Origin of the sequence: Streptomyces sp. Ru73, assembly GCF_002920575.1 — a bacterium.
Classification (GTDB): domain Bacteria; phylum Actinomycetota; class Actinomycetes; order Streptomycetales; family Streptomycetaceae; genus Streptomyces.
In genome coordinates this window covers 36,840-52,324 of record NZ_PQSQ01000055.1, presented here as the reverse complement: position 1 = coordinate 52,324, position 15,485 = coordinate 36,840, and the positions used below count along the sequence as shown (strand labels likewise).

General features: G+C 71.4%; 16 protein-coding genes and 1 pseudogene. 11 read left to right on the top strand and 6 right to left on the bottom strand.

The annotated features are described in order from the left end of the window. Nucleotides 1-280, bottom strand: a pseudogene (locus C3486_RS22595) (AAA family ATPase); the annotation flags it as partial. 395 nt (nt 281-675) lie between these two features. Between C3486_RS22595 and C3486_RS22590 the strand changes: the two are divergent. From C3486_RS22590 to C3486_RS22575, 4 genes are all read left to right on the top strand, one after another. After that, on the top strand, nt 676-2,550 hold the full coding sequence (locus C3486_RS22590) for a potassium transporter TrkA (RefSeq protein ID WP_258052944.1): 1,875 nt from the start codon (nt 676-678) through the stop codon (nt 2,548-2,550). A 166-nt stretch (nt 2,551-2,716) separates the two neighbouring features. Beyond that, the gene (locus C3486_RS22585; RefSeq protein ID WP_103834573.1) at nt 2,717-2,980 is read left to right on the top strand and encodes a GlsB/YeaQ/YmgE family stress response membrane protein; all 264 of its coding nucleotides are present in this window, start codon (nt 2,717-2,719) and stop codon (nt 2,978-2,980) included. Between the two features lie 36 nt (nt 2,981-3,016). Next, the gene (locus C3486_RS22580) at nt 3,017-3,238 is read left to right on the top strand and encodes a hypothetical protein (protein WP_103834572.1); all 222 of its coding nucleotides are present in this window, start codon (nt 3,017-3,019) and stop codon (nt 3,236-3,238) included. A 130-nt stretch (nt 3,239-3,368) separates the two neighbouring features. Further along, the gene (locus C3486_RS22575) at nt 3,369-4,373 is read left to right on the top strand and encodes a sporulation protein (protein WP_103834571.1); all 1,005 of its coding nucleotides are present in this window, start codon (nt 3,369-3,371) and stop codon (nt 4,371-4,373) included. A gap of 91 nt (nt 4,374-4,464) precedes the next feature. Here C3486_RS22575 and C3486_RS22570 read toward each other — a convergent pair whose 3' ends face one another. Beyond that, nucleotides 4,465-5,334 carry a universal stress protein gene (locus C3486_RS22570; protein WP_103834570.1) on the bottom strand — a complete coding sequence of 290 codons (870 nt, stop codon included), beginning with the start codon at nt 5,332-5,334 and terminating at the stop codon, nt 4,465-4,467. A 400-nt stretch (nt 5,335-5,734) separates the two neighbouring features. Between C3486_RS22570 and C3486_RS22565 the strand changes: the two genes are divergently transcribed. Continuing rightward, nucleotides 5,735-6,142 (top strand): four-helix bundle copper-binding protein, encoded by a 408-nt coding sequence (locus tag C3486_RS22565; protein ID WP_103834569.1) that lies wholly within the window; start codon nt 5,735-5,737, stop codon nt 6,140-6,142. A 30-nt stretch (nt 6,143-6,172) separates the two neighbouring features. On the opposite strand, the gene C3486_RS22560 is transcribed toward C3486_RS22565, so the two are convergent. The 3 genes from C3486_RS22560 to C3486_RS22550 form a co-directional block, all read right to left on the bottom strand. Next, the gene (locus C3486_RS22560; protein WP_258052943.1) at nt 6,173-7,825 is read right to left on the bottom strand and encodes an NAD(P)/FAD-dependent oxidoreductase; all 1,653 of its coding nucleotides are present in this window, start codon (nt 7,823-7,825) and stop codon (nt 6,173-6,175) included. Then, a complete protein-coding gene (locus C3486_RS22555) occupies nt 7,818-8,777 on the bottom strand; it encodes an alpha/beta hydrolase (protein ID WP_103834567.1) in 960 nt (319 codons plus the stop codon). The genes C3486_RS22560 and C3486_RS22555 overlap by 8 nt, the downstream gene beginning before the upstream one ends. Before the next feature lie 275 nt (nt 8,778-9,052). Further along, entirely contained in the window at nt 9,053-10,543 is a 1,491-nt protein-coding gene (locus C3486_RS22550) for an MFS transporter (protein WP_258052942.1), read from the bottom strand. 442 nt (nt 10,544-10,985) lie between these two features. On the opposite strand from C3486_RS22550, the gene C3486_RS37410 reads away from it, so the two are divergent. The 3 genes from C3486_RS37410 to C3486_RS22540 are packed head-to-tail and all read left to right on the top strand — an operon-like array spanning nt 10,986 to nt 12,531. Then, on the top strand, nt 10,986-11,165 hold the full coding sequence (locus C3486_RS37410) for a hypothetical protein (RefSeq protein ID WP_181138652.1): 180 nt from the start codon (nt 10,986-10,988) through the stop codon (nt 11,163-11,165). Further along, complete coding sequence (locus C3486_RS22545) at nt 11,162-11,737, top strand: RNA polymerase sigma factor (protein WP_181138651.1); 576 nt, start codon at nt 11,162-11,164, stop codon at nt 11,735-11,737. Before C3486_RS37410 ends, C3486_RS22545 begins: the two co-directional genes overlap by 4 nt. Further along, on the top strand, nt 11,734-12,531 hold the full coding sequence (locus C3486_RS22540; protein ID WP_103834565.1) for a hypothetical protein: 798 nt from the start codon (nt 11,734-11,736) through the stop codon (nt 12,529-12,531). Before C3486_RS22545 ends, C3486_RS22540 begins: the two co-directional genes overlap by 4 nt. Before the next feature lie 77 nt (nt 12,532-12,608). Here the strand turns inward: C3486_RS22540 and C3486_RS22535 are convergent, their stop codons facing one another. Beyond that, nucleotides 12,609-13,523 (bottom strand): LysR family transcriptional regulator, encoded by a 915-nt coding sequence (locus C3486_RS22535; RefSeq protein ID WP_103834564.1) that lies wholly within the window; start codon nt 13,521-13,523, stop codon nt 12,609-12,611. Between the two features lie 75 nt (nt 13,524-13,598). On the opposite strand from C3486_RS22535, the gene C3486_RS22530 reads away from it, so the two are divergent. From C3486_RS22530 to C3486_RS22520, 3 genes are all read left to right on the top strand, one after another. Then, on the top strand, nt 13,599-14,540 hold the full coding sequence (locus C3486_RS22530; RefSeq protein ID WP_258052941.1) for a DMT family transporter: 942 nt from the start codon (nt 13,599-13,601) through the stop codon (nt 14,538-14,540). An 89-nt stretch (nt 14,541-14,629) separates the two neighbouring features. Next, on the top strand, nt 14,630-14,926 hold the full coding sequence (locus tag C3486_RS22525; RefSeq protein WP_103834563.1) for a hypothetical protein: 297 nt from the start codon (nt 14,630-14,632) through the stop codon (nt 14,924-14,926). Nucleotides 14,927-14,948: 22 nt separating this feature from the next. Further along, a complete protein-coding gene (locus C3486_RS22520; RefSeq protein WP_103834562.1) occupies nt 14,949-15,461 on the top strand; it encodes a hypothetical protein in 513 nt (170 codons plus the stop codon). Nucleotides 15,462-15,485 lie beyond the last annotated feature (24 nt).

Here is a 15,485-nt window from a genome sequence, read left to right as displayed (position 1 = left end):
GCCGGCCCCCGCCCGGCGAGCCGTCCGTCCGCAAGGCGCGTGCCAGCCGCTCGGGCAGCAGCTGTGGATCGTCCAGCCGGGCCAGGTCGGCCCGCCCCACGACCTGCCACCGCTCGGGCAGCAGCCGGCGCGCCAGTTCCATGGCGAGTGCGCTCTTGCCCACCCCGCCGGGCCCCGTCACCGTCACCACCCTTTCGGCCAGCAGCAGTTCGGTCACCTCGGACAGCGCCAGGTCCCGGCCGGTCAGGTCGTCCGGCCCGCCGTCGCTCGCCCCCATCATCGGATTCCTCCAGCCGTGCTCCGCGCGCGTCTCCCGGTCCGCGCGCGTGGCCCACTCTGCATCGGGCGGCCGGGCCGGACATCGGTACCGGAGCGGGTGTCGGTATACGTCGGTACACCGATTTCCGTTCGGCGGCGGGCGTCGCGCGGTCCGCACCGTACGGAGGGCACCGACGGATACCGAGCACGGCCGCCCGCCCGGCCCGTCGGGTGCGCCCGGTGCGCCTGCGAAGATGATCAACGGCGGTGCGCGGCAGGACGCCGCTACCGCAAGCATGCCGACGCGCAGGCATCAGGCATGCAGATATGCAGAAACACGCTTACGCGGAAACACAGCTACGCGAGAACGCACCCCGGCCGCCGTCCGCGCGCTCGGGACAGTGGAAGGCGGAGGAAGTGCGCACGAGGCTCAGGGACCGGTTGCGGTACTGGTTCGACGGCACGATGGACCGCGGCACGCCGGCCCTCATCGGCTGGCTGGGACTGGCTTCGGTCGTACTGGTCGCCCTGGTGTCCAGCCTGGTGGTGGCCCTCACCGACGAGGACACCGAGAAGAACGGCGGCTGGGCAGGCGTCGCCTGGATGAGCCTGCTGCGTACCCTCGACCCCGGCACGATGGGCGGTGACACCGGACGGCCGGTGTTCCTGGCCCTCATGCTGGCCGTGACCATCGGCGGCATCTTCATCGTCAGCGCGCTGATCGGCGTCCTCACCACCGGTCTCGAGGACCGGATACGGGAGCTGCGCAAGGGCAAGGGCCGGCTGATCGAGCGCGGGCACACGATCGTGCTGGGCTGGTCCGAGCAGGTCTTCACGGTGATAGCGGAGCTGGTGGAGGCCAACCAGAGCGAGCGCCGCTCGTGCGTGGTCATCCTGGCCGACCGGGACAAGGTCGACATGGAGGACGAGATCCGGCGGCGCATCCCGCGCACCGGCCGCACCCGGGTCATCTGCCGTTCCGGCAGCCCGCTGCGCCGGGAGGACCTGGAGCTGGTCAGCCCGGACACCGCCAAGTCGATCATGGTACTGCCGCCCGTCGGCGACGACGGGGACATCGACGTCATCAAGATGCTGTTGCTGCTCAGCAGCCGGAAGTGGCGGGGGCGGCTGCCGAGCGTGGTGGCCGCCGTGCAGAGCTCGGAGAACCTGGCGGCGGCCCGGCTGGCCGCCGGGGACACCGCGCTGGTGATCGACGCCGACGACATCGCCGTCCGGCTGATCGTGCAGTCCCACCGGCAGGCGGGCCTGTCCGCCGTCTTCAACGAACTGCTCAGCTTCGTCGGCAACGAGATCTACCCGTGGACCGAACCGGCCCTCGTCGGCGCGGAGTTCGGCGACACGCTCGACCGGTTCGACCTCGGCATACCCGTCGGGCTGCGCCGCCGCACCGGCGAGATGCTGGTCAACCCGCCGATGGACACCGTCATCGGGGCCGGTGACCAGCTGCTCGTGGTCGCCGAGGACGACCTGCTCATCCGGCTCGCCGACACCCGCCCGGAGATCGTCGGCGCGGCCATCGCCTCGGCGGCCGGCGAGCGGCCCGTGCCCGACCGCACCCTCGTCATCGGCTGGAACTCCCGCGCCCCGAAGATCGTGAAGCTGCTGGACCGGCTGGTGGAACCGGGGTCCGTCGTCGACATCGCGAGTACCCGGCGCCCCGCTGAAGACCTGTTCACGGGCCGCCTGGAGAACCTCACTGTCGGCCACAAGCACTGCGTGCCGACCCGCAGATCCTCGCTGGAAGCCGTCGGCCTCGACGGGTACCGCCACGTCGTCGTGCTCACGGACGACGGGATCGACCCCGAACGCGCCGACGACCGTACCCTGGTCACCCTGCTCCACCTGCGGGACATCGAACTCCGGCTCGGCGACCCGTACTCCATCGTCACCGAGATGAACGACGACGCCAACCGCGAGGTCGCGCAGGTGACCAAGGCCGACGACTTCATCGTCAGCACCAAGGTGATCAGCCTGCTGCTCACCCAGCTCACCGAGAACCGCCAGCTCTACGCGGTGTTCGCCGACCTCTTCGACCCGGAGGGCTCGGAGATCTACCTCAAGCCCGCGGGTGACTACCTCGTGCCCGGCGTACAGGCCAACTTCGCCACCGTCATCGAGGCGGCACGCCGGCGCGGTGAGACGGCCATCGGATACCGCCTCGCCCGCCACAGCGACGAGCCGCCCTCGTACGGCGTACGCCTCAATCCGGCCAAGACGGCGCCCCTCACCCTCGGCGAGGACGACGCGATCGTGGTGCTCGCCGAGGAGTGAGCGGTGGCCGAGAATGATCGCCGCGCGCGCAATTTCTACATCTCTGTAGATCTATCTCGTAACCTGTCCGCGTGACGCCCTGCCGCACCCGCCGGCAGGCGCGCTCACGACCACGTACCCGCACGGCCCTTCGCACTTACGGCGATACACGACCACGGAAGACGGCATGGAAATCTCAGGCATCATCAGCGCGATCGTGATCGGCATCGTCATCGGCGTCCTCGGCAGGCTCGTCGTGCCGGGACGCCAGCGCATCGGCGTCCTGTGGACGATTGCGGTGGGCATCGTGGCCGCGTTCATCGGCACGGGCATCGCGGCCGCGTTCGGCGTCGCGGACACCAAGGGCATCGACTGGATCGAATGGATCATCCAGATCGTCCTGGCCGGCATCGGCGTCGCCGCCCTGGACCGCTTCAAGGCACGCGGCTGACCGCAGCCGGCACGACAACGGACATGGAGGAATGACATGGCTTCGATCGACCTCACCCAGGTGCTCGACAAGGCATGGGCGGAGAAGGACCTCGCCGAGGTCATGGCCGCGCCGGCGTCGGCGCTGAAGGGGGTTTCCGACCGTCAGGGCGCGCTCCTGGAGGAGGCGTTCGGCATCAAGACCGTGTCGGATCTCGCCGGACTGAAGTACGTCCACTGGGCCGCGGCCCTGGCCACGCTGCACGGCACCGCCAAGTAACACCCCCGGCGCCGCACCACCCCGTGGTGGTCCCGCGCGGGGCCACCACGGCCGGCCCGGCGAGCAAGACGGCAGAGCACAGCAGACAGCAACAGCGGACAACAGAGAACAACTGAAGGAGAACGCCGCGATGGTGTTCAAGCGGCTGCTCGGCGCCATCGGCGTGGGAGCCCCCTCGGTGGACACGGTCCTGGACGGCGGCGCCGTCCGGCCGGGCGGCCACCTTTCCGGACAGGTCCACCTCGAAGGCGGCAGCGCGGCCTTCGACATCGAGCACATCACCCTCGAACTCGTCGCGCGCGTCGAAGCCGAGCACGACGACGGCGAGCGCGAGGGCACCGTCTCCTTCGACCGCGTGACGGTCGGCGGCGGCTTCCGCCTCGCGGAGGGCGAACACCGCAGCGTGCCGTTCACGATCCGGCTCCCGTGGGAGACCCCGGTCACCGAGCTGTACGGGCAGCCGCTGGGCATCGTCCTCGGCGTACGGACCGAACTGGCCGTGGCCGGCGCCAAGGACCGGGGCGACCTGGACCCGCTCCGCGTCGAGCCGCTGCCCGCGCAGGAAGCGATCCTGGCGGCGCTGGGACAGCTGGGCTACGGCTTCAAGTCCGCCGACCTGGAGCTCGGGCACATCCACGGCACGGCCCAGTCGCTCCCCTTCTACCAGGAGATCGAGCTCACCCCGCCGCCGCAGCACGCCCATGCGGTCAACGAGGTCGAGGTGACCTTCCTCGCCACGCCGGCCGGAATGGAGGTCGTCCTGGAGGCGGACAAGCGCGGCGGCCTGTTCACCGGCGGTCATGACGCGCTCAACCGCTTCGTCGTGAGCCACGAGAACGTGGCCCAGGTGGACTGGACGGCACAGGTCGACACCTGGCTCCGCCGGCTCATCGACAGCCGCGCCGGACACACCGCTCCTCACGGCACCCCGTACGCGCCGCACGACGACCACACCGGCCACCACCACGACCCGCACCACCACGAGAGCCGGCAGCGCTCCGGCCCCAGCACGGGAGCCGTCGTCGCGGGCGTCGCGGCGGGCGCAGCGGTCGGCGTGGCCGGTGGCTTCATCGCGGCCGAGGTCATCGACGAGGTCTTCGACGACGACGAGGACGAGGGGGACGACGAGGGCTGACCCGGCCGCCGCGGGCCCGCCGGCGCGGGGCCGCCTGGGCGGACGGGGCCGGGTCCGGACGCGGTGCCGGACACGGCGCCGGGCCCGGGGCTCAGTCGCCGGCGATCACGGCGACCGGGACCTGCGCGAGGTGGAGCACCGCGTGGGCCACCGGGCCGATGTGGCGAAAGCCGCCGGGCCGGGCGCGGCGGCCGATGACCAGCAGCTGGGCGTCCGTGGCCGAGGTCAGCAGGACCTCCGGCGCGCTGCCGAGGTCGAGATGCTGCTCCACGGGCACCTGCGGGTACCGCTCCCGCCAGGGCGCCAGGGTGTCCGCCAGCGCCTGCCGCTCCATCTCCTCGATGCCGCCGTGCTCGTCGGCGCGCCGCAGCGTCGACGGCCGGAACGAGAAGACCGTGGGCAGGCTCCAGGCCCGTACCGCACGCACCCCGGCACCGCGGGCCGCCGCCGTCTCGAAGGCGTACGACAGCACCGGGGCCGCCGCTTCGCCCGTCTCCTGCACGCCGACGACCACGGCACCGGTGGCCGGCCCGGCCGCCCGCTCGTGGTTGCGCACCATGACCACCGGGCACCGGGCCCCCTTGAGCACCTTGAGGCCGATCGATCCGACGAGGAAACCGACCACCGGGCCGAGGGCGCGGGAGCCCAGGACGAGCATCGCCGCGTCCTCGCTCCGCGCGGTGAGCGCGGCGACCTCCGGGCCCGTCACCGCCTCGGCCGTGACGGGCACGTCCGGGTGGCGGGCGCGCACCTCCCGTTCCGCGTCCCGCACCAGTCCCTCGGCGGCCTGTTGCTGCGCCGCGGGGGAGAGGGCGAGCGGGACGTCCGCCAGCCGCTGCGGGTCCCAGGCGTACACCAGGGACAGCGGCAGGCCGCGGCGGAGCGCTTCGTCCGCCGCCCAGTCGGCGGCGGCCAGACTCTCGGCGGTGCCGTCGATGCCGACGACGACGGGCAGGGCCATCCGATTGACCTTCCGGTGAGGATGCGCAAGCCGGTGACGCACCGTCAGGGTGCGCCGAACGGGGAGGGACGGCGGCAGTGGCCGCCGTGCCCCGGTGCCATGTTAGGCGGGGCCGCACGTGACGGCAGCCCGGCGGATTCGCCCCGCTGACTTCCCTCAGGTCTGCCGGGTCTGCGGAAGCGCTCGCTGCACATGACGTCACCCTTCGGGGCGGAAGGCCGGGATCTCCCCGCCAGGCGTGTCCGGTGGCGTTCCCCCTGTCGGCGGAGGGAGGTGTTTCCCCGCGCGCACGCGGGGGACCTCGTGTGGTGCCCACGGGGGACCGATCGGCGTGACCGGCCCACCCGGCCATCAGCGTGACCGATCCCCCGACCATCAGCGTGACCGTGAGGAGCCGAGGATGTCCGTGACGGCGAAGATGCTGGCCACCCGCCCCGTCGCAGTCGGCCAGGCCGACCGCGAGGCGCTCGTGAGCTGCCTGGACCAGGTACTGGAGTGCGCGCAGGCGTGTACGGTCTGCGCCGACGCCTGCCTGGCCGAGGAACAGGTGGCCGAGCTGCGCCGGTGCATCCGTACCGACCTGAACTGCGCCGACGTCTGCCACGCCACCGCCCGCGTCCTGTCGCGGTTCACCGGCGAGGACGCCGACCTCGTCCGGGACGTGCTGGAGACCTGCGCGACGGTGTGCCTGGCGTGCGGTGCCGAGTGCGAGCGGCACGCCTCGATGCACGAACACTGCGCGGTGTGCGCCGAGGCGTGCCGGAACTGCGCGGACGCGTGCCAGGCCCTGCTGGCGACCCTGGCCTGAGACGAGCGAGCGGCGTTCGGGCCGGCGCGCTCAGGCCAGCTCGAAGCCGTGGTAGTGCGCCACCGCCACCCCGTCGCCGATCTGCCGGTACGTGCCGACGCCGCCGATGAACGGCATGAACACCCGCTGCTTGCCCGGGACGTTGGCGCCCATGTACCACGAAGCGGCCTGCGGCATCAGCGTGAGCGCCGCGAGGTCGTTGGTGGTGTTCACCCAGTTGTCCTCGGCCTCGGGCGCCGCCTCCATGCGGGTCAGCCCGTGCGTGCGCAGGTGCTCCAGCGCACGGGTGATCCAGTCGACGTGGTACTCGATGGAGGTCATCATGTTGGACAGCACCGACGGGCTCTGCGGCCCGGTGACCATGAAGAGGTTCGGGAAGCCGGCCGACATCAGGCCCAGGTAGGTGCGCGGCCCGTGGGCCCACTTCCCGCGCAGGGAGCGGCCCTCGCCGCCGCGGATGTCCATGGCGTTCAGCGCGCCGGTCATGGCGTCGAAGCCGGTGGCGAAGATGATGACGTCGAAGACGTGCTCCTGCTCGTCACCGTCGCCGCCCGTGACGATGCCGCGTGCGCCGATCCGGCGGACGGGCTGCTCGGTGAGGTCGACCAGTGAGACGTTGTCCTGGTTGTAGACCTCGAAGTACCCGGTGTCGACGCACATCCGCTTGCTCGCGATCGGGTACGTACGCGGCGACAGCTTCTCGGCCAGCACCGGGTCGGCGACCTTCTCGCGGATGCGGCCGCGTACGTACTCGGCGGCCGCCTCATTGGCCCGCGGGTCCCGGAGGATGTCCTTGTAGGCGCTGGAGAAGCACAGCCCGCCGTCGGCCCACCGCTTGTCGAACTCCCGCCTGACCTCGTCCGGTTCGGCCGCCAGCAGGGAGCCGGCACCGTCCGGGCCGGGGCACTGGAACCCGGTACGCGACATACGGCTGCGCTCCCGCAGCTCCGGGTAGTGCGTGCGGGCCTCGGCCAGGCGCTCGCCGATCGGCCCGTTGTGTGCCGGCACGGCATAGCTCGGGGTGCGCTGGAAGACCGTCAGCTCCCCGACGACCGGCGCGATCGCGGTGATGGTCTGCAGCCCGGACGACCCGGTGCCGACGACCGCGACGCGCTTGCCCGCCAGGTCGACGTCCTCGTGCGGCCAGCGGGACGTCCAGTACACCTCGCCCGAGAAGTCCGCCAGCCCTTCGAACGCCGGCCGGGAGGGCACGGACAGGCAGCCGGTCGCCGCGATCACGTACCGCGCCGTGCGGGAGCCGCCGTCGTCGGTCGTCACCGTCCAGCGGCGCGCGTCCTCGTCCCACTCCAGCCGCTCGACGCGCGTCCCGAAGGTGATGTCCGGGCGCAGGCCGTACCGGTCCGCGACGTGCCGCGCGTAGGACAGCAGCTCCGGCTGTGCCGCGTACCGCTCGCTCCAGTCCCACTCCTGCTCCAGCTCCGGGTCGAAGGAGTAGGAGTACTGGATCGACTCGACGTCGCAGCGGGCTCCGGGGTAGCGGTTCCAGTACCAGGTGCCGCCGACGTCGTCACCGGCCTCGATGACCCGTGCGTCGAACCCGAGCCGGCGCAGCCGGTGCAGCTGGTACAGGCCCGCGAACCCGGCCCCGATGATGACCACGTCATGGTCGGCAGCGGGGCCGGACGCACTGCCGTGGGTGGCGGCGGACATCCGGTCAGACATGGCTCACGCTCCCCTCGGCGAAGGCGGTGACGAAGCGGTCGATGTGGCCGGCGACCACCGCCATCCCCTCCTCCTGACCGGGCAGTATCCCCGCCATCTGGAAGTACGCGTGCATCTGTCCCCCGGCCTCCGCGAGCGTGACCGGCACGCCCGAGTCCTCCAGTGCCTTCGCGTACGCGACGCCCTCGTCGTGCAGGGGGTCGTACTGCGCCACGTACACCAGCGCAGGGGGCAGCCCGGCGTGGCTCGCGGCGCGCAGCGGGGAGGCGTCCGGGTGCGTGCGGGCCGCCTCGTCCGCGAGGTAGTGGCCCCAGAACCAGAGCATGGTGTCCCGGCTGAGCAGCAGCTGGTTCTCGGGCGCGAGGTAGGAGGGCGTGTCCGTGGCGCAGTCGGTCACGGGGTAGACCAGGACCTGGTAGTCGATGCGCGGCCCCGCCTTGTCGCGGGCCCACAGCGTCATCACCGCCGCGATGTTCCCGCCGGCGCTGTCACCGGCGACGATCAGCGGAACGCCCGCGGGCGCCAGCTCCGCGGCGTGCCCGGCCGCCCATTCCAGCCCGGCGTACCCGTCCTCGACCGCGGTGGGGAAGGGGTGCTCGGGGGCCTTGCGGTAATTGACGAGGACCACCGTCGACTGCGTCATGTTCGCCAGCCGCCGGCCCACGTGGTCGTACTGCAGGTCGATGTCGCCGAGCACCCAGCCACCGCCGTGGTAGTACACGATGATGGCCCGCGGCGTCCCTTCGGGCTGGAGCACGCGGACGCGGAACGTTCCTCCGCTGCCGTCGACTCTGAGGTTCCGGACGGACCCGACCGCCGGGCCGGGGCCGCTCAGCCCGGCGAGGACCGGCCCGCTCATGCGGGCGATCGCCGGTGTCGACTCGTGGATCGCCGGGCCTTCGGCCGCGGCCAGCTCGGCCAGAAAAGCGCGGGACACGGGTTCCAGCGGCATGACACCTTCCCCTTTCGACGCCTTCTCCTCGTACGCCCGGCCGCACGCTCGCACGTCCGTCCGGTCACGAGTCCTCGGCGCACCACGGTACGGGCGCGATCCGCTGTAGGGCAGGGCAGTTGACGCCACAACTTTTCGCCGAGGTCCGCGTGGCAGGGCCGCGGTCCCCGGCGCGAGGGCGGCGTGGTCCGCGGCGGCGGGGGCCGCGTTCCCTGCCCGGGAAGCGCGCGGGCCCGCGTCCCCGGGCAGGGAACGCGGGCCCGTCACTCCGTTGATCAGCTGCCGGCCGCCGCCGTTCCCGTCAGGGTCCGCTCCTCCGCGTCCGCGTCGAAGCCGACCGGCTCCCAGCGCTTCACGAGGAGCGCGGCCAGGCCGAGGGCGGGCGCGGCGAGGATGACCCAGTACACGCCCGTGCCGAGGCCGCTGCTGAGAATGGGGAAGAAGAACAGCGTCAGCGTCGAGCCGAGCCGCAGCACGGCCTGGTTGAAGCCGATGCTCACGCCGCGCATCGAGGTCGGGAAGCCCAGCGAGGCGTAACTCATGATGTGCGCGCCGGGGCCGAAGCCCTGGGCGAACATGAACGCGCCCAGCATCAGGATGCCGGCCGTCACCACGGCCGTCCCGGACGGCTGCCCGACCAGTGCGAGCACCGTGATCGCCACGAACTGGATCGCGAAGCCCAGCGTCATCATCGGCCAGGCGCCACGCGTCGACGCCCAGCGGATGCCGAGCAGCCCGCCGGTCAGCGCGAAGACCAGGTTCAGCGCGAAGGACGACGCGATGGTGGTCAGCGGGCCCTGCGTCATCAGCGTGGCGATGATGATCGGCAGCCCGAACGCGACCGCGTTGTACCCGAAGGTCTCCGCCAGCCCGACCGTCACCGACTGGATCGTGCGCGTGCGGTACGGCGGCGTGAAGAGCCGTGCGTACGAGCTCAGCCCCGGCCGGGAGGGACGGGCCGCCCGCGCGGGCACGTCGTCGGCGACGCGCGCGTCCACACCGTACGACTCCCGCAGGATGCGCGCCGCGCTCTCCAGGTCGCCCTGGTCGGCGGCCCAGGTGGGGGACTCGTTCATGTAGCGCCGGCGGAGCAGCAGCACGACCAGCGCGGGGACCGCGCCGAAGCCGACGGTGAACCGCCACAGCCACCCCAGCTGCGCGTCCGGCAGCAGGAAGTACAGCAGCATGATGATCAAATAGCAGCCGCTGGTCGCCGCGTACCAGGCGGGCGACCAGGCAGCCGTGCGCGAGCCCTTGCTGCCCTTGCCCCGCAGCCGCGAGAACTCGGCGAGGAAGGCGATGGCGACCGGGATGTCCATGCCGACGCCGATGCCCATCACGAAGCGCGCTGCGGTCAGCGTCCAGGCGTCCTGGGCCACCGCGCACACCAGCGCGGTGACGACGAAGAAGAGCATGTTGGCCATGAAGACCCGGTAGCGGCCGATGCGGTCCACGAGCCAGCCGCCGATCAGCGCGCCCAGCAGCGAGCCGACGCTGATCGAGGCGGTGACCAGCCCGGCCATGGCGGAGCTGAGCCCGAACTGCTTCGTGATGTCGGGCAGCCCGTACGCGAGGGAGCTGAGGTCGTACGCGTCGAGGAAGATCCCGCCGAGCGCGATGATCACGATCATCCGGGCGTGCCGGCCGCGTGCCGTGCCCGAATTGACCAGGTCGGAGACGTCGGCCGCCGAGCGGATCAGCACCGTGCCGGATCCGGGCTCCGCCTCCGGCGACGTGCTGGCGGGCGGGGGAGAGGTGGAGCTCACGGGCGCCTTCCGGGGTGGAGCGGGGACGTTCCGCGGAATCGTATGCATGCTGCAGCGAGTCTTCGCACGAGTGTCCGTATATCGGTCACCGCCGTGGGCTGCGAGCTGAGGGCCGTGGCGCGTGGGTCGTGAGTCGTGGGGCGCGGGCCGTGGGTTTCGCATGCGGGCCGAGCACCGACGATGCACCGGCGCATCGCGTCGTTCAGCGGCGCGTGCACGCGCATTGCGCGCCGGTTGCAACTGTGACGGAAGGGGCGTTGAGTGATCCAAAGATCCTTGAGGGGCCGCGGACTTGTCAGTTCCGAAAGATTTTGCAGATGCGCGTGAACATTCGGGGGCCTTTTCCGATTGGCTGAGGAGTGAGGGCCGCAACGGCCTTGAGTGCCAACGGGGGTGGGCACTCTCCAGCTCCTTGGAGGGACACCACAAGGTGGATCTTGAAATGGCCGCTCACGCCGTGACGTGGGCAGTCACGGCGCGGGTGATCGCAGCCGACGCACGCAGGGCGGGCAAGCGCCTGCTGGGCGCCGGCGTACGCATCGGAGCCGCCCACATCGCCACCCAGCAGCACGACCGCGCCCGCGGTCTGAGCCGCCGGCAGCCGGAGGAGGGCTCCAAGTGACCGACCAGCCCAACCCCTGGGGCGATGCGCCAGGTGGTGACCGCTTCTCCGCGGTGCTCCCGCTCGACCTCACGGCGTTCTACCTGCAGCACCACAAGGCATACCTCCGCTACGCGCACCTGCAGCTGGACAGCCGGCCCGAAGCCGAGGACGTCGTCGACGAGGTCTTCGCCGAGCTGGCCGACACCTGGAACGAGGTACTGCGCCAGCCCAGCGTGGAGGCGTACGCCATGGCCACCCTCAAGGAGGTGCTCGCCCAGCGCCTGGCGGCGAGGGGGCGCGAGGTGCCCTTCGTCGCCACCGCGGCCTTCGCCGCGCTCCGGGACGCCTCACGCGTCCGGCTGACCGCGCTCGAATCGAACCTGGGCCTGTACTCGGCGATCGCCCGGCTGCCCGAACGCCACTACGACGTCATCGTGCTGTGCTTCGTGCTCGGCTACTCGCAGAAGAAGGTCGCCCACATCATGGGCGTCTCCCCCGCCACCGTCCGCTCGCACATCCACGGAGCGCGCCGCCGCCTCGCCCGCTACCTGGGATTCGACTGGCAACCGACCGAGGAGGAAAAGGTATGAGCCGGAAGAACAACAGGTCCGCACTCGACCGGGCGCTCGCGCAGGCCGAGGTGCTGGCCGATGAGTACGACGACTACGACGCCCAGGCCGCGCTGAACCGCATCGCCCGCCGCGTGGTGTGGCGCAAGGCCACCACCATGGAGCACCGGGCGCGCCGGGCCCGCCACTCCAGCGGCCGCCCGGACGAGCGGGAAGCCCCCAGCCCGGCGGACTCCGCGGCACTGCACACCCGCGCCGCCGCCCACCTGGGCTCCCTCTCCTGCCGCGTCGTCCGCGACCCCGCCGCCATCGCCGCGATGGCCCTGCTGGTCGACGACCCCGCACGCATCGAACCGGCCGGCGCGCTCGCCTTCGCCTGCCTGCTCTACCTCGCCGACCGGCACGAGGCAGCGCAGTTCTGGTGGCAGTTCGCCGCCGGCGCCGACTCCGCCACCGCCGCCCGCTGCCTGTACCTGCACCACCTCCAGTACGCCGAACCCGAATCCGCCCTGCACTGGCACCACCAGGCCGTCGCCCTGTACGACAAGGAGGCCGACCCGATGCTCACCGAGCGCCCCAGCCTCCTGGCCCCTGCCCCCGACCTGATGTTCGCCACCGGGCAGCTCGACGTCGTCGTCGAGGTCAAGCGCTGCACACGGCAGCGCCGTGCCTACGAAGCCAGATGGTGGGTCTTCACCACCTCGCTCACCGACGCGGTCCTGCGCCTGGAGATCGACTCGGACGACGACTTCGGCGCCATCCCCAAGCCCGACCCGGACCTGGCCGCCGAACTGGAGGAAGCCACCACGTCATAGGGCGCTCAGCCGCACACACGAAGACATGCGCACACGAAGACATGCGCACACGGGGGTGTGCACACACGCACGCACCCTCACCGTTCTCCCGCGTACTGGTGCTGGCCCGCGCGCTTCATCTCGGCGATGAAGGCGTGGATCGGCGGGGTTTCGGTGCCGTGGGCGGTGGCGACCGCGACGGTACGGGTCACGGCCGGCCGGCACGGGATCAGCCGTACGCCTTCGTGGGCGGCGGGTATCGCCATGCTCGGGACGAGCGCGGCGGCGAGGCCGGAGGCCACCAGTTGGAGCTGCGTGGCGTAGTCCGCGACGCAGTAGCGCACCTTCATGTCGGTGACCCGGTGGGAGTTCAGGAGCTGTACGAGCGCCTGGTGGGCGTCGCTGCCGGGTGCGCACGTGGCCCACACCTGGCCGTGCAGGCTGCTCAGCGGCACGGTGTCCAAGTGGGCGAGCGGGTGGCGTTCGTGCACGGCCAGGAGCGCGTTCTCGTGCACCAGGGGAGTGGTGCGGATGCCGGGCGGGATGCGCGCGGGGCAGTGTGCCCAGCTCTCCATGACGACCGCGTCCAGCTGGCCCGTACGCAGCGAGGGAATCATCTCCGCCGCCTCGCCGTCCCACACCTCCGGTTCGAGGCGCGGATAGCTCTCCTGGAGGCGCTGCAGCGCCTGGGGGATCAGCGCGCGGAGGGCGGAGGCCACGGCTCCCACCCGCAGGGGGCCCGCCACCAGTCCGCTGATGGTCGCCAGGTCCCGCGCGGCGTGGGACGCGGCGGTGGCCATCTGCTGCGCGGTGGCGGCCAGGATGCGGCCGGCGTGCGTCAGCCGGATGCCGCGGCCCTCCGGCTCGACCAGCCGGCACCCCGCTTCCTTCTCCAGCCGCCGCAGATGCTGGGAGACGGCCGGGCCGGTGACGTGGAGGGCGTCGGCCGCGGCCCCCACCGAGCCGTGGTGCGCCACGGCCGCGAACACTCTCAGTCTCTCCCACGTCAACATATAAGCCAGGCTAAGTTCTTCAGGTAATAAATGGTAAGTAGTGCTGTTCGGGGGCCGAATGCCATCGTGCTCTGTGTGAAAGCCACCCCCGAAACCCGAGCCACGGTTGTCCCCGAAGACCGGCAGCACGCCGCAGGCACGCAGACGGCCGCGGGACTGCTCGTCGTCGCGGGCGCCGCCTGCCTGTCGGCCTCGGCGATGTTCGTCAAGCTCGCCGACATCAACGCAGGCACCGCGGCTTTCCTGCGCTGTGCCGTCGCCCTCGTACCGCTCATTCCCATGCTGGTGCACGAGGCCCGGCGGCACGGCCCACTGCCCGGCCCCCTGTACCGCCACGCCGTGTCCGCCGGTGTGTTCCTCGGTGTCGACTACGTCATGTGGACCGTCAGCATCCTGGACATCGGCGCGGCCATCTCCACGGTACTGATCAACGTGCAGGTCATCGCCTTCCCCGTACTGGCCCGCATCTTCAGCGGCACACCGATTCCCCGGCGCTTCCTCTTCACCACGCCCTTCATGCTGGCCGGCATCGCGCTGGCGGCCGGCGTGCTGGAGCACGACGGGCAGGCACCCCATCCGGTTCGCGGTGCGGTGCTGGGCGTCGCCGCCGGTGTCGCGTACGCCATGTACCTGTACCTGACCAGGCTGTCCGGGCAGCGCTCACCACAGCACCTCGTGGCCCCGGTGTGCATCTCCACCGGCTCGGCCGCGCTCGCCTCCGGGGGCATCGCCCTGCTGACCACGGGCCTGCCGCTCGCCATCCGTCCCGCGGCATGGGGCTGGATCATCGCCCTGGCCCTCCTCGGACAGGTCGCCGCGTGGCTCTTCATCAGCAAGGGCAGCCACCGGCTCGCACCGAACGCCTCCGCCGCGCTCCTGCTGCTGCAGCCGGTGATGGCCATCGGATTCGGGCTCGTCGTCCTCGGCGAGTCACCCACCGTCAGCCAGCTGGCGGGCTGCGCCGTCGTCATCGGCGCGGTGTGGTTCGCCAACCGCGCCCCGCGCCGCCATGCCTGACGCCCGTACCTTCCCGCCGGAAGCGGGCCGGTTCCCTGCGGCCGCTTCCGTGTTCCACCGCACCCCCCACCCCGAAGGGACAACAACACATGGTCCGGTCCGTCCCCACAACGGACGATTACGGTCTGATAGCCCCGATCACCCTCCCGCCCGACGGCCACGCCCCCGGCGACGTCAGTGGCCCCGCCGAATACGACGCCTTCTTCCGCATCGCACACGATGACGTCAGCGCCGCCGAGTGGTCCGCACAGGCGCTCTCCGTGTCGCAGCAGGTCACCGAGGACCTGCAGACCACGAGCCTGGCGGACGGCGAACGCGCCGACCTCCTCGACGGCATCGCCGTGCTGCTCCAGCACGCCCTGCGCATCACCGCCGACCAGCAGTGACCGCCTGCCAACGGGAGCACACATGACGCTCGATGAGGAACAGAAGACGGCAGTCCGCCGGTGGAAGCTGGGACACCACGTCTTCCACCTGCACCTGACCGTGATGAACACCCACCTGGTCACCTTACGGAAGGCAGTGGACGAGGAGGACTGGGTGACCGCACGCCGGCTGCTGGAGGTGCTGACCCGCCTGTACCGGGCGGCCACCGCCTGCATGCAGTACGCCTCGGACTTCCCGCGGGAGAGCTACGACGGCCTGCTGCGTCCATCGATGGAGCCGCCCTGGGTCAGCCCCGGTTTCTCCGGCAAGTTCAACACCGATCACGAGCGCATGCTCGAACTCGTCAAGGAAGTCCGCGGCCCGCTGAAGAAGGCCGCCCGCACCGGTGCCGCTCCGGCGGACGTACGCGACGCCGCGCAGCGGCTGTGGCAGGAACAGTCGCGCAACCGCGCGCAACACAAGCTCATCTGCGAGAAGTTCGTTCCGGGCGGGCAATCCCTGCTCCAGGAATATTTCGTCACCCGTCCCCAATGATTCGTCACCCACCCCAGTGACTTG